Raw genomic sequence first — 13704 nt, forward strand, 5'->3', positions numbered from 1 at the left:
TAAAACAGAGAGAATTATGAGAAAAATCGGAATTATCGCCCTCCTGCTTGTGACTGTTCAAAGCGTATCGGCGCAGGTCAGCATCTCCGCTTCGACTTCGAATGGTGCGGGCGGACAAACTGTTGTTCAAACCGATACGATCGCAGGGCAACGGCTCTGGCCGGACTTTCACGCCGTGGAGGTCGAAGGCGCCATGAAGGTACGTTTCGAAACGGCGGATGCGGAGCATCCCGTGGGCATCAGTTATTATGCCAACGATTTCAAGGCGGGCAAATACGTGAGCAAGGTCGAAAACGGCGTATTGAAACTGCGGATGCAGCGGTCGAAAGAGGCCGATTCGTTGCAGGTGACGGTACGCTACAATACCCTCAGCGCCGTGAAGGTTTCCGGCGCTGCCGTTCATTTCGCCGGACTGTTGAAGACGAATCTGCTGGACGTGAAGGTTTCGGGCGGTGCCCGCTTCGAGACGACGCTCGATGCGGCGGATCTTCAACTTGAAGTTACGGGTCGCAGCAAGGTGACACTGAGAGGAAAAGTTCGCTATATGGATGCTGTCGTTTCGACGGCCGTCGTCGATGCTTCGCAGTTGCAGGCGATGGCCGTGACGGTCGATGCGTCGAACAAGGCCGAGGTGACGGTGCAGGCCACCGAGCGCGTGGTGATGAAGTCTACCACGGGCGCTGTGATCCGCTATGCGGGCAATCCGTCGATCGAACGTTCGCACACCTCCTCCATGCTGAGCGGTACGTTCGAGCGGTTGAATACCGATCCGAAATAGGGGCGAGCGGGCGATGCAGAGTTTTTTGCAGGAGGTTGCAGCCGATCTCTACCGGCGCTACGGAGAGGATGTTTCGTCGCTGCACATTCTCTTCCCGACCCGTCGTGCCCGCCATTTCTTCATCGACGCCCTTTCGCATCTGGCCGAACGGCCGATGTGGCAGCCCCGTTGGCTGACGATCGACGACCTGATGCAGGAGGTTTCGGGATTGCATTCGGGCGAACGCATCCGATTGATCGCCGAGTTGTACAAGGTCTATTCGGCCTGCCACGACGAACCTTTCGACAAGTTCTATTTCTGGGGCGAGATGCTGCTCAACGACTTCGACACGATCGACAAGTACCGTGTCGACGCCGATGCGCTGTTCCGCAATATCTACGAGTTGAAGGAGTTGGAGTCCGACGTCTCCTACCTGACCCCCGAACAGTTGGAGGTGATCCGCCAGTTCTGGGCCAATTTCACCGACGGAGCGACGCTTTCGGAGGAGAAACGCCGTTTCTTGGCTGTGTGGCGGACGCTGGGCGACGTCTACCACGGTTTCCGCGCACGGCTGCAACGTCAGGGGATCGCCTACGGCGGTATGATGCAGCGTGCCGCGGCCGAGCGGCTGCTGGCGGGCGATTTCGCTTTCGCCGAGCGGCGGCGCTATGTCGTGGCGGGATTCAATGCTCTTTCGGCCTGCGAGAAGGTGTTGTTCCGTTTTCTGCAACACAACGCCGAAACCGATTTCTATTGGGATTACGACGACTATTATCTGAAAAACACCGACCAGGAGGCGGGAATGTTCGTGCGTGAAAACCATGCGTCGTTTCCTCCCGTGGTCGAGCTGTCGCACGATAATTTTCGAAAAGAGAAGGAGTTGACGGTCGTATCCACGCCTTCGAACGCCGTGCAGTGCAAATATGCAGGCCGGATCCTCGATGCGCTGCGCACCGGTGCCGACGGCCGGAAACGGCCGTTGGACAAGGAGACGGCCGTCGTGCTGACCGACGAAAACCTGTTGCTGCCGCTGCTCCATGCGTTGCCGGAGAAGGCCGGCGGCATCAACGTGACGATGGGATACCCGATCAAGACGACCCTTGCCTACGCCTTTCTGGAACGGCTCGTCGAGTTGCAGGCGCACCGGCGCGAAGGGCGGGATGGGACGTCGTTCTATCATGTCGATGCGGCGGGTATCCTCGCGCATCCCTATGTTGCGCGGAGTGCGCCGCAAACGATCGAGCAACTGCGCCGGACGATGCTCGCCGACCGCCGTATCCGGATGACCGCCGACGAGCTGGGACAGACGCCGCTGTTGAAGACGCTTTTCACTCCGGCGGCAGAGTGGCGGGAGTTGTCGGACTATCTGCTGCGGGCCGTGGCGGCCGTCGCCCGAGAGCCCTACGACGGCGACGACGCCCGGCAGCGGGTGGAGTTTCTGGCTGTCATTTCCGAGCAGTTGATTCGATTGCGCAATTCGCTCGAAGCTTGTGATATAGAAATAACTACCTCGATCTATACATCGCTTCTGCGGCGGCACCTGCAAACCGTGCGGATTCCCTTCGAGGGCGAGCCGCTCGAAGGGTTGCAGGTGATGGGAATTTTGGAGACCCGCAACCTCGATTTCCGCAACGTGGTGCTGCTCTCGATGAACGACGACAATTTCCCGGGCAACCGCGTGGCGCAGGCTTCGTTCATTCCCTACAACCTGCGGGCGGCTTTCGATCTGCCGACCCCCGCCCATCACGAGGGGGTTTACGCCTACTATTTCTACCGGCTCGTCCAGCGGGCAGAACGTGTCTACATGCTTTATTGCGCCCATGCCGACGAGAAGACGACCGGCGAACAGAGCCATTATATCTACCAGCTCGATTTCGAAACCGGTTTCCGGTTGAAGCGCGTCGAGGTGGGGGTCGACGTCAATCTGGCGGAGAATCCGCCGATCGAAGTGGCGAAGGAGGGCGACGTCTGGGAGAAGCTCTCGCGTTTCGTCGACCCCGAATCGCCGGCGATGCTCTCTCCGACGGCCTTTTTCCGTTATGTCGCCTGTCCGCTGCGCTTCTATTTCTACTCCGTGGCGCGGTTGAAGGCCGACGACGATCTGACCGAGGAGGTCGACGCTCCGATGTTCGGAACGATTCTCCATGCCGCCGCGCAGCGGCTTTACGAGCGGATCGCGGGGGAGGACCATCCGGGCGGGACGCTGCGTGCGCTGGTCGGAAGCGGGGCGGTCGAACGGGCCGTCGCGGCGGCGATCAACAGCGAGTACCTGCAAAACGAGGCGGCCGACGTGAAGGAGTATCCGGGAAACCTGATGCTGGTACACGGCATCGTCTCCAAATACCTGCGTCACGGCGTCGTCGCCTACGATGCAGCGCACGACGGGTTTCGCGTCGAGGGGTTGGAGCGTCCCGTCGAAGACTCCTTCCCCTTCGTCTCGGCCGGCCGTGAACTGCGCGTCCGGTTCGGCGGCATCGCCGACCGGATCGATCGGTTGGACGACGGCCGCCTGCGGGTGGTGGACTACAAGACGGGCGAGTCGCAACTCGAATTCGCGGGCGTCGAAGCGCTTTTCAACGGCGAAGCCAAACAGCGGCAGTCCAATGTCTTGCAGACGTTGCTTTACGCGATGATGCTGACGCACTCCGAAGGTTGCGAGGCGGTGCCGGCGCTCTACTACGTGCGGCGGATGAACCATCCCGATTACAGCCCCGAACTGGTGGATCGTTCCACGGGCGGCGTAGGGGAAGGCTATTCGGCCTATGCGGTCGATTTCGAGCGGCTGCTCGGCGAGAAACTCGCCGAACTGTTCGATCCCGCCGTGCCGTTCCGCGCGACCGACGATGCGGAGCACACGTGCCGTTATTGCGATTACAGGCAGATCTGCCGGAGATAATTACCCGATAAAGATTGAAAACGATGGGCGGAACGATCCGCTGCCGCCCCGTCCGCATGTCTGCGATTCTGTGTATTGCAGGGAATTGCCTGCGGCAGTGTGGTGCAGGAGAGGATATCTCTCCGACCGGTGCGGGCGAACCTTCCCGAAAAAGATGATTCTGCGGCTCAGAGCTTCACGACGAAATAGGCCGCTCCGCTGCGGCGTGCCGCTTCGATGCCGACGGCCGAATCCTCGAAGATGAGCGTTTCGTCGGGCGTCGCCCCTTCGATCTCCATCGCTTTGAGGAAGCAGCCCGGATCGGGTTTGCTCTGCGGTGCGTCGAGCGCCGAGATGATGCCGTCGACACCCGCTTCGAGGTGCAGGTGGCGCATCACGTTGTCGATGTTGGCACGCTGGCCCGTCGAGACGATCCACACGCGGCCGCCCTGTTTCCGGAACTGCTGACAGAACTCCCATAACGGACGGTTGAGTGCCACGAGGTCGAAGTAACGGGGGTAGAGTTCGATCTTGCGCCGCCGCAGCCGGTCGATCTCCGCGGGATCGTCGATGCCGATCGACCGCAGGAATTCGGGGCAGCGCACCCCGAAGTGGCGGGCGGCGTACTCCTCTTCGGTCATTGCGTAGCCCACTTCGCGCAACGTTTCGACATAGGCGCGGGCATTGGCGCGGCGCGTATCGACGAGCGTACCGTCGAAATCCAAAAGAATCAATCGAATGCGAGACATGATCTCAAACGTTAGTCGAACGATTGCATACCGGAACGAGCGATGCGCATCATCCGCTGGTAATCGTCGGGTGAGAGCTCCATGAAAAAGTAGTGGATCGGATCGACGCGCATTCCGTTGCAGCGTACCTCGTAATGCAGATGCGGAGCCAGCGACAGTCCGGAGTTGCCCGACAAGGCGATGATGTCGCCTCGCCGCACCCGCTGTCCGCGTCGCACGCCGATGCGGCCCAGATGCGAATAGAGGGTTTCGTACCCGCCGCCGTGGTCGATGACGACCGTCTGGCCGGAGGTGCTGTTGCGCAGCGACACCTCCTTGACCGTCCCGTCGGCCGTAGCGAAGACGCGCGAACCTTCGGGAATGGCGTAGTCGACGCCCTGATGCGAGCGCAGCACCTTCTGGAACGGATTGATACGCATGCCGTAGGAGGTGGTGAGCAGCGTCAGCTGCTTGTTGATGATCGGCTGGATGGCCGGTATCCGGTTGCGGTAGGCGCAGCTGTCGATCGCCGCTGCCATGCGGTCGTAGGAGTCCGCCAGATCGGCGACGGCGCGCTCGGTGGCGTCGAGCCGTCGGGCGAACTGCTTCTGCAACTCGATAGTCGACTGCGACAGCAGTCCTTCGTAGAAATTCCAGCGGTTGGCGGCGTTCTCCTCCTCGAAATCGTAGGGATCGGCTTCGAAGAGGATGTGGAAGACGTTGCGGTCGCGCGCGATGACGTTCTCCATGACGCGGTTCAGCGAGTCGTACCGCCCGGTGAGCGTCGCGTACTCCCGCCGCAGCCGGTCGGTCGAGTGTTTGAGCCGGTACTCCACCGGCGTGTCGAAGAAGATCGAGAAGGCGAAGTAGTAGAGCACGGCGGCGCCTGTCCAGACGAAGAGCTGGATGACGACGCGCGTGACGTTGTTCCAGAATGTCTTGCGGCGGCGGACTTTGGCTATGTATCGGCTGTCGGGCATGGCGTCAATCGGTTTCCATGGTTGTTTCGTGCATCTCCTCCATGAGCTTGTTGTACTCTTCGGCCGTCATGTCCTTGTTGAAGTAGTTGATCGGATTGACCACCTGCCCCATGTACATCACCTCGTAGTGGAGGTGCGGGCCGGTCACGCCGCCCGTGCGTCCCGCTTCGGCGATGAGCTGCCCGCGCACGACCGGATCGCCCGGTTTGACGAAGACCTTGTTCAGATGCGCATAGCGGGTCTTGTACCCGAATTCGTGATTGATGATGACGAAGGTGCCGTATCCGTGGCGTGCGCGGTTCAGGTCGACTTTTTCGACCACGCCGTCGCCCGTGGCGTAGACGGCGTCGCCCACGTTGCACGCCAGGTCGATCCCCTTGTGCATGATGTAGCGGCCGTAGATCGGGTGGCGGCGCATGCCGAAGGCGCCGATACCGTTGCGCAGCTTGTTGCGGTCGATCGGCCACGTGGCGGGGATCGCCGAGGAGAGTTTCTCCTTGTTCTTGGCCAGGATCTGCAACTGGTCGAACGAGACGGACTCCAAGTAGAGCTGCCGTGCCAGCGCATCCATCTGCTTCCATGTGCCGATCATCAGCGACGAGTAGCTGTCGTCGGCCATGGGGCGGTACTTTTCGCTGGGGTATTCCGTGTAGATGCCGTCGAGCGAGAGCGTGTCGGTCGAGAAGAGCGCGCGGTAGACCGACTGGTCGCGGTGGCGGATCTCGGCGATCTTGCGTTCGGAGGCCTTCAACCGGTCCTGCATGATGCGGTACTTCATCACCAGCTCGCGGTTCGCACGGTTGATGCGGTACATCTTCGGCGTATAGAAGAAATAGGAAAAGAGGACGTTGGCCACCGAGATGAGGATGAATCCGATGAGTATTTTGCGCAGCAGGCGGTAGGTACGCAGCCGGAACGGAGCCGTGATAACTTCGTAGGTAAGGGTCTGCGGATTGAATCGGTGTTCTTTTTTTGCCATGCCTGAAAAAACTCAGCGGGAACGCGCAAATTTAGGTTAAATTGTGTAATTTTGCAACCTGATAAAAGCAAACGCAGGAATCGGATAAAACAGTATATATGGAATCGAATGAAATTCGCCAGGCCTTTCTGGACTTTTTCCGGAGCAAGGGACACGAGATCGTTCCCTCGGCCCCGATGGTGGTCAAGGGCGATCCTACGCTGATGTTCACCAATGCGGGCATGAACCAGTTCAAGGACATCTTTCTGGGCAACGCTCCGCGCAAGTATCCGCGGGCGGCCGACACACAGAAATGCCTGCGCGTATCGGGCAAGCACAACGATCTGGAAGAGGTGGGGCACGACACCTACCACCACACCATGTTCGAGATGCTGGGCAACTGGTCCTACGGCGATTACTTCAAGCGGGAGGCGATCGAATGGGCGTGGGAGCTGCTGACCGAGGTCTACAAACTGCCTGCCGAGCGGATGTACGCCACCGTCTTCGAGGGATCGGAGGAGGACGGCGTGCCCTTCGATTCGGAGGCCTACGACGTGTGGGCGCGGTTCCTGCCGGCGGATCACATCATCCGCGGCAACAAGCACGACAATTTCTGGGAGATGGGCGAGACGGGTCCCTGCGGCCCCTGTTCGGAGATTCATTTCGACCTGCGCGACGAGGCGGAGATCGCTGCTCGTCCGGGGCGCGAAATGGTCAACACGGGCCATCCTCAGGTGATCGAGATATGGAACCTCGTCTTCATGCAGTTCAACCGCAAGGCCAACGGCACGCTCGAACCGCTGCCGGCGAAGAACGTCGATACGGGTATGGGTTTCGAGCGTCTGTGCATGATTATGCAGGGCAAGAAGTCGAACTACGATACCGATGTGTTCCAGCCCACGATCGGCCGTCTGGCCGCGCTGTCGGGCAAGAGCTACGGGGCGGACGCCAGGTGCGACGTGGCCATGCGCGTGGTGGCCGACCATCTGCGCGCCATCGCCTTCTCGATCGCCGACGGCCAGCTGCCGTCGAATGTCAAGGCGGGGTATGTCATCCGCCGCATCCTGCGCCGCGCCGTGCGCTACGGCTACACCTATTTAGGTTTCACCGAGCCCTTCATCTGCAAGCTGGTGGCGGGGCTGGTGGCGCAGATGGGCGACCAGTTCCCCGAACTGCGGGCGCAGCAGACGCTCATCGAGCGTGTGATCGAGGAGGAGGAGAGTTCGTTCCTGCGGACGCTGGCCACGGGTATCACGCTGCTCGACGGCGTGATCGCCGAGGTCAAGAAACAGGGCGGGACCAAGATTTCGGGGCACGACGCCTTCGTGCTCTACGATACCTACGGTTTCCCGATCGACCTGACGGAGTTGATCGCCCGCGAGCAGGACGTGGAGGTCGACCTGAGTGCTTTCGAGACGGAGTTGCAGGCGCAGAAGGAGCGTTCGCGCAACGCCGCCGCGGTGGCTACCGACGACTGGCAGGAGTTGTTCCCGCTCGCGCAGAGCGAGTTCGTCGGTTACGATACGTTGACCGCGCCGGTGCGCATCGCGCGCTACCGTCGCGTCTCGGCCAAGAACCGGACGACCTACCAGTTGGTCTTCGACCGGACGCCCTTCTACGGCAATTCGGGCGGTCAGATCGGCGACGTGGGCTTCATCGAGAATGCCGACGAAAAGATCGACGTGGTGGCCACCGACAAGGAGAACGGTCTGATTATCCATATCGTCGACAAACTGCCGGAGAATCCCGCCGCCGATTTCACGGCGGTGGTAGATCCCGCCAAGCGGCAGGCTGCGGCCAACAACCATACGGCCACGCACCTGCTCGACGCTGCGCTGCGCAAGGTGCTGGGCACGCATGTCGAGCAGAAGGGTTCGTTCGTGACGCCCGACTACCTGCGTTTCGACTTTTCGCACTTCCGGAAGGTGACGCCCGCGGAGCTGCGCGAGGTGGAGCGTCTGGTCAACCGTGAGATCCGTGCCAACCATCCGCTCGTGGAGCGGCGCGATGCGACGCTGGCCGAGGCACAGGCCGAGGGGGCGATCATGCTCTTCGGCGAGAAGTACGGCGACCGCGTGCGCATGGTGCGTTTCGGCGATTCGGTGGAGTTGTGCGGCGGTACGCACACCTGTGCTACGGGTACGATCGGATTTTTCAAGATCGTGAGCGAGAGCGCCGTTTCGGCCGGCGTGCGGCGCATCGAGGCCGTGACGGGCGAAGGCGCCGAGAAGGTGCTCTACGCTGCGGAGGATACGTTGCAGAACGTCGCCGAGTTCCTGAACAACACGCAGGTCGTGCAGGCGATCAAGAAGATCGTCGAGAGCAACGACGCCCTTTCGAAGGAGGTCGAGGCGATGCGTCAGGAGCAGGTCCGCGAGTGGGCCGACCGTCTCGTGAAGAGTCTTCCCGAGCAGAACGGCGTGATTCTCATGGCCAAGCAGTCCGAGCGGATGCCGGCTTTCATCAAGGATCTGGCCTATAACCTGCGTGCGCGCGTGCACAATCTGGTCATGGTCGTCGGTACCTGTCAGGAGGGGAAACCGAGCCTGACGATCATGCTCGGCGACGACGTGGTCGCCAAGGGCGTCAACGCCGGCAAGGTGATCCGCGAAGCGGCCAGGGAGATGAACGGCGGCGGCGGCGGTCAGCCCTTCTTCGCAACGGCCGGGGGCAAGAATCCCGACAAGTTGCAGGCGGCGATCGACAAGGCCGTCGAACTGATTATGGATGAATTGAAATAAACTAAGATAAAACAATGAAACAGAAAGTATTGCTTATGATTCTGGACGGTTGGGGTATCGGCAACCGATCCAAGGGCGACGTCATTTCGACCGTCCATCCCGCATATATTTCGGCGATGACCGAAAAGTATCCTCATGCGCAGCTGCATACCGACGGCGAGAACGTGGGGTTGCCCGACGGGCAGATGGGCAACTCCGAGGTGGGACACCTCAATATCGGTGCGGGCCGCGTGGTCTATCAGGATTTGGTGAAGATCAACCGCGCCTGCAAGGACGGTTCGATCATGGAGAACGCGGAGGTGAAGGCGGCTTTCGAGTACGCCAAGGCGAAGGGCGTGAACGTGCACTTCATGGGCCTCGTGTCGGACGGCGGCGTGCACTCGTCGATCGACCACCTCTACAAACTCTGCGACATAGCCAAGACCTACGGCATCGAGCATACCTATGTGCACTGCTTCATGGACGGCCGCGATACCGACCCGCACAGCGGCAAGGGTTTCATCGAGGCGTTGGAGCGCCATACGGCGCAGTCGACGGGCGTCGTCGCGTCGATCATCGGCCGTTACTATGCGATGGATCGCGACAAGCGCTGGGAGCGTGTGAAGGTGGCCTACGATCAACTCGTGAACGGTGTCGGCGAGCCGGCGACGGACATGGTCGCCGCCATGCAGAAGTCCTACGACGCCGACGTGACCGACGAGTTCGTCAAGCCGATCGTGCGTGTCGACGCCGAGGGGAAAGCCGTCGGGACGATCCGTCCCGGCGACATGGTGATCTTCTTCAACTACCGCAACGACCGCGCCAAGGAGCTGACCGTCGTGCTCACGCAGGAGGACATGCCCGCCGAAGGGATGCACACGCTGCCGCTCTATTACTGCTGCATGACCCCTTACGATGCCAAATTCCAGGGGTTGCACATCCTGTTCGACAAGGAGAACGTGCAGAATACGATCGGCGAGTACGTCTCATCGCTGGGCCTCTCGCAGCTGCGCATCGCCGAGACGGAGAAGTATGCGCACGTGACCTTCTTCCTCAACGGCGGCCGCGAGGAGAAATTCGCCGGCGAAGACCGCATTCTGGTCGCTTCGCCCAAGGTGGCGACCTACGACCTTCAACCCGAGATGAGCGCCTACGAGGTGAAGGACAAGCTGGTCGAGGCGCTCGATTCGCAGAAATACGATTTCATCTGCCTGAACTTCGCCAACGGCGACATGGTGGGGCATACGGGTGTCTACGACGCGATCGTCAAGGCCGTGAAGGCTGTCGACGAGTGCGTGGGAGAGGTGGTCGAAGCCGCCAAGCGCAACGGCTACGAGGTCGTGCAGATCGCCGACCACGGCAATGCCGACAACGCGATCAATGCCGACGGTACGCCCAACACGGCGCACTCGCTCAATCCGGTGCCCATCGTCGTGGTATCGGACCGCGTGAAGACCGTACACGACGGCGTGCTGGCCGACGTAGCTCCTACGGTGCTCAAACTCATGGGGCTCGAACAGCCTGCCGAGATGACGGGCAAGGTGCTCGTCGAGCTGAAATAGCCCTCCTTCGCGGAGGATATGAGGGCCTGCTCGTCCGGAGCGGGCCCTTTTTCGTTTGCGTGATGTCGGGCCGCAAGTCCCGATACCCTTCATCGCAGTTCCTTCCGACCGAAAGTTCGTCTGGTACTCCTCGGAATTTACGCAACCTGCTAATAAATTTGGTTCTACGTTCGCCTTGCATCTTTGCGGGGACAAGCCTCCGCTTAGATAGGCTTCGCCTCGGCAAAACCCAAATAAATTTGGTTCTGCCCTCGGCTTGCACACTTTGCGGAGGACAAGCCTCCGCTTAGATAGGCTGCGCTTCGGCAAAATGCAAACAAGTTTGCTTTTGCGCTCGGCTTGCACACTTTGCGGAGGACAAGCCTCCGCTTAGATAGGCTTCGCCTCGGCAAAATGCAAACAAGTTTGCTTTTGCTCTCGGCTTGCACACTTTGCGGAGGACAAGCCTCCGCTTAGATAGGCTTCGCCTCGGCAAAATGCAAACAAGTTTGCTTTTGCTCTCGGCTTGCACTATCTTTGTTTCGAAAAGCCGTTGTTTTTTAAAACGAATTGAAAATGAAGATCGCTATTTTGGGCGCAGGCAACATGGGCAGCGCCATTGCCTGCGGGTTGGTTCGCAGCGGAAAGTTCCAGGCCGAAGAGATCGTTTGTACGGCACGTACCGAGACGACGCTCGAACGTTTGCGCACACAGTGCCCGGGTGTGCGGACGACGACCGACAACGCTGCGGCCGTGCGGGATGCCGCGGTCGTAATGCTGGCCGTCAAGCCGTGGCTTACCGAAGCGTTGATCCGTGAAATCCGACGGGAGATCGATCCCGACCGGCAGTCGGTGGTTTCGGTGGCGGCCGGTGTTTCGCTGGCGCAGCTCGCCGAGTGGATGACGGCCGACAGCGCGGTGCGACCGGCGTTGTTCCGCGTGATTCCCAACACGGCGATCGCCGTGCGGCAGAGCATGACCTTCGTCGCTGCACGGGGGGCGGACGAGGCTTGTACGGAGCGGGTGTTGGGAATCTTCCGCGAACTGGGCGAGGCGATGCTCGTCGACGAGCCGATGTTGGAGACCGGAATGATCCTCGCCTCGTGCGGAATCGCCTTCGCTCTGCGCTATGTGCGGGCGTCGGTCGAAGGAGGAGTGGAACTGGGTTGCCCGGCAGGGCAGGCGACGCATATCGTCGCCGCGACGCTCCGCGGTGCGGCCGAACTGCTGTTGCAGCGGGGCGAACATCCCGAAGCCGAGATCGACCGCGTGACCACGCCGGGAGGGATCACCGTCCGCGGTCTGAACGAAATGGAGCAGGCCGGATTTTCGGCAGCCGTGATCCGCGGGTTGAAGGCCTGCAAATAGGCGGAGGATGATCCAGCAACGGGAAGCGTCCGGATCGATTTGCGATCCGGACGCTTCCCGTCTGTTGTTGAAAGGGTTATTTTTTCAGGTATGCTTCGATGTTGCGGGCGACGCAGCGCACGAGCGTGTCGATCGCTTCGCCCGTGGCCCATGCGTTGTGGGGCGAAGCGAGCAGACGGTAGGGGTCGCGCAGGGCGAGCAGCGGGTTGTCGGCCTTGACCGGCTCCGACGAGAATACGTCGAGCGCGGCGCCGGCGATCCGGCCGTCGTCGAGCGCTTCGGCCAGCGCGGCTTCGTCGACGATGCCGCCGCGGGCGACGTTGACGAGCAGGGCCGAGGGTTTCATCCGGCGGAGCTGCTCGGCGCCGATCAACCCCCGCGTGTGAGCGTTGAGCGGACAGTGGATCGACACCACGTCGGCCCATGCGAGCAGTTCGTCGAGCGGAAGGGCGGGGTAGGCCTCCTCGCGTGCGACGCCCGACGTGGAGTGGTAGCTCACCTCGCAGCCGAAAGCCGCAGCCAGCCGCGCCACTTCACGGCCGATCGCACCCAGCCCGATGACACCCCAACGGCGCCCGTGCAGCTGCCGGATCGGACGGTCGAAACAGAACAGGCGCGGCGAGCGGGCGTAACGGCCGCTCTTGAAAAATTCGTCGTAGTAGACCGATTCGCGCAGCAGGGCGATCGCCGCGCCGAGCGTCGTTTCGGCCACCGAATGCGTCGAGTAGCCTGCGGCATTGCGTACTTCGACGCCGTGTTCGGCCGCGGCGTCGAGATCGATGTTGTTCACGCCCGTCGCGGCTACGCAGATCAGCCGCAGGTGCGGCAGTTGCGCAATCGTTGCAGCGTCGAGCCGCACCTTGTTGGTGACGACGATTTCGGCGTCGGCGCAACGCACGGCCACCTCGTCGGGCGCAGTCATGTCGTAACCGGTGTAGTCGCCCAGCGCCTTCACGGCCGAGAGGTCGCGCCCCGCGAGCGAATATTCGTCCAGAAAAACAATCTTCGGTTTCATATCTTTAACGGTTTAATCGTTGCTTTCCCGTTTGCCGGAATCCTCCATTTCGCCCAGCAGGTCGCGCACCACGACCGATGCGCAGCCGATGCCGAAGAGCGCGGGCAGGTAGGAGATCGTCCCCACGTTCGATTTCTTGTTCTGCTCCTCGCAGAGGATCATCGCCCCTTCGCGTGCAGGTTCGGCCGAAAAGACGGCGCGGAATCCGGTGCGGATGCCGAGTTTGTGCAGACGTTTGCGCAGCATGTGCGCCAGCGGACAGTGGTGCGTGCGGCCGATGTCGGCGATCTCCATGCGCGTGGGATCGGTCTTCGCGCCGGCGCCCATCGAACTGACCAGCGGAATGCCGCGGTCGAGGCAGCCCTTGATGAGCGCCAACTTCGGCGAGAGGGTGTCGATCGCATCCACCGCATAATCGTAGGGCGCGGCGTCGAGCAGCCGGTCGGTCTCTTCGTCCCTGATGTATTTCTCGATGACGGTGAGCTGCAAATCGGGGTTGATGTCGCGCAGCCGCTCGGCGAGAACTTCGGCCTTGGGGCGTCCGACCGTCGAATGCAGTGCGACCAGCTGCCGGTTGATATTGGTTTCGGCCACACGGTCGGCGTCGGCGATCGTGAGGCGGCCCGCACCGGCGCGTACGATCATCTCGGCGGCGTAGGCCCCCACGCCGCCTAGTCCCACCACCAGTACGTGCGCACTGCGCAACCGTCCGAGTTTTTCGTCGCCCAGCAGCAGCCGGGTTCGTTCCGTCCATCGTTCCAT

The 13704-nt window shown here is 61.3% G+C and carries 10 protein-coding genes; 5 read left to right on the forward strand and 5 right to left on the reverse strand.

Annotated elements, in window-relative coordinates:
- Positions 1-16 precede the first annotated feature (16 nt).
- Both FMF02_RS11150 and FMF02_RS11155 read left to right on the forward strand, forming a co-directional pair.
- On the forward strand, positions 17-778 hold the full coding sequence (locus tag FMF02_RS11150) for a GIN domain-containing protein (RefSeq protein ID WP_141413205.1): 762 nt from the start codon (positions 17-19) through the stop codon (positions 776-778).
- A gap of 13 nt (positions 779-791) precedes the next feature.
- A complete protein-coding gene (locus FMF02_RS11155; RefSeq protein WP_141413206.1) occupies positions 792-3653 on the forward strand; it encodes a PD-(D/E)XK nuclease family protein in 2862 nt (953 codons plus the stop codon).
- A 167-nt stretch (positions 3654-3820) separates the two neighbouring features.
- Here the strand turns inward: FMF02_RS11155 and FMF02_RS11160 are convergent, their stop codons facing one another.
- Genes FMF02_RS11160 through FMF02_RS11170 form a run of 3 tightly spaced genes read right to left on the reverse strand, consistent with a single transcriptional unit; the run spans position 3821 to position 6319 of the window.
- Complete coding sequence (locus FMF02_RS11160; RefSeq protein ID WP_141413207.1) at positions 3821-4381, reverse strand: HAD family hydrolase; 561 nt, start codon at positions 4379-4381, stop codon at positions 3821-3823.
- 11 nt (positions 4382-4392) lie between these two features.
- Positions 4393-5340, reverse strand: a complete 948-nt coding sequence (locus tag FMF02_RS11165) for a M23 family metallopeptidase (protein WP_141413208.1) — start codon at positions 5338-5340, stop codon at positions 4393-4395.
- A gap of 4 nt (positions 5341-5344) precedes the next feature.
- Positions 5345-6319, reverse strand: a complete 975-nt coding sequence (locus tag FMF02_RS11170) for a M23 family metallopeptidase (RefSeq protein ID WP_019129703.1) — start codon at positions 6317-6319, stop codon at positions 5345-5347.
- Between the two features lie 98 nt (positions 6320-6417).
- Here FMF02_RS11170 and alaS point away from each other — a divergent pair, with 98 nt between their 5' ends.
- The 3 genes from alaS to proC all read left to right on the forward strand — a co-directional run bounded on the left by alaS (position 6418) and on the right by proC (position 11927).
- Positions 6418-9039 (forward strand): alanine--tRNA ligase, encoded by a 2622-nt coding sequence (gene alaS / locus FMF02_RS11175; protein ID WP_141413209.1) that lies wholly within the window; start codon positions 6418-6420, stop codon positions 9037-9039.
- A gap of 14 nt (positions 9040-9053) precedes the next feature.
- Complete coding sequence (gpmI, locus tag FMF02_RS11180; protein WP_026074753.1) at positions 9054-10580, forward strand: 2,3-bisphosphoglycerate-independent phosphoglycerate mutase; 1527 nt, start codon at positions 9054-9056, stop codon at positions 10578-10580.
- A gap of 555 nt (positions 10581-11135) precedes the next feature.
- Positions 11136-11927: a pyrroline-5-carboxylate reductase gene (gene proC, locus FMF02_RS11185; protein WP_141413210.1), complete on the forward strand. Its 792-nt coding sequence runs from the start codon at positions 11136-11138 to the stop codon at positions 11925-11927.
- Positions 11928-12003: 76 nt separating this feature from the next.
- On the opposite strand, the gene FMF02_RS11190 is transcribed toward proC, so the two are convergent.
- Together FMF02_RS11190 and FMF02_RS11195 are read right to left on the reverse strand one after the other, a co-directional pair.
- On the reverse strand, positions 12004-12942 hold the full coding sequence (locus FMF02_RS11190; protein ID WP_141413211.1) for an NAD(P)-dependent oxidoreductase: 939 nt from the start codon (positions 12940-12942) through the stop codon (positions 12004-12006).
- A 12-nt stretch (positions 12943-12954) separates the two neighbouring features.
- On the reverse strand, positions 12955-13704 hold the full coding sequence (locus FMF02_RS11195) for a tRNA threonylcarbamoyladenosine dehydratase (protein ID WP_141413212.1): 750 nt from the start codon (positions 13702-13704) through the stop codon (positions 12955-12957).

It is taken from the genome of Alistipes communis, from assembly GCF_006542665.1.
Lineage (GTDB): Bacteria > Bacteroidota > Bacteroidia > Bacteroidales > Rikenellaceae > Alistipes > Alistipes communis.

Excerpts from the sequence above, each read along its gene's own strand:
- FMF02_RS11150 (WP_141413205.1), top strand. The coding sequence starts at position 17 with ATGAGAAAAATCGGAATTATCGCCCTCCTGCTTGTGACTGTTCAAAGC.
- FMF02_RS11155 (WP_141413206.1), top strand. The coding sequence starts at position 792 with ATGCAGAGTTTTTTGCAGGAGGTTGCAGCCGATCTCTACCGGCGCTAC.
- FMF02_RS11160 (WP_141413207.1), bottom strand. The coding sequence starts at position 4,381 with ATGTCTCGCATTCGATTGATTCTTTTGGATTTCGACGGTACGCTCGTC.
- FMF02_RS11165 (WP_141413208.1), bottom strand. The coding sequence starts at position 5,340 with ATGCCCGACAGCCGATACATAGCCAAAGTCCGCCGCCGCAAGACATTC.
- FMF02_RS11170 (WP_019129703.1), bottom strand. The coding sequence starts at position 6,319 with ATGGCAAAAAAAGAACACCGATTCAATCCGCAGACCCTTACCTACGAA.
- alaS (WP_141413209.1), top strand. The coding sequence starts at position 6,418 with ATGGAATCGAATGAAATTCGCCAGGCCTTTCTGGACTTTTTCCGGAGC.
- gpmI (WP_026074753.1), top strand. The coding sequence starts at position 9,054 with ATGAAACAGAAAGTATTGCTTATGATTCTGGACGGTTGGGGTATCGGC.
- proC (WP_141413210.1), top strand. The coding sequence starts at position 11,136 with ATGAAGATCGCTATTTTGGGCGCAGGCAACATGGGCAGCGCCATTGCC.
- FMF02_RS11190 (WP_141413211.1), bottom strand. The coding sequence starts at position 12,942 with ATGAAACCGAAGATTGTTTTTCTGGACGAATATTCGCTCGCGGGGCGC.
- FMF02_RS11195 (WP_141413212.1), bottom strand. The coding sequence starts at position 13,704 with ATGGAACGATGGACGGAACGAACCCGGCTGCTGCTGGGCGACGAAAAA.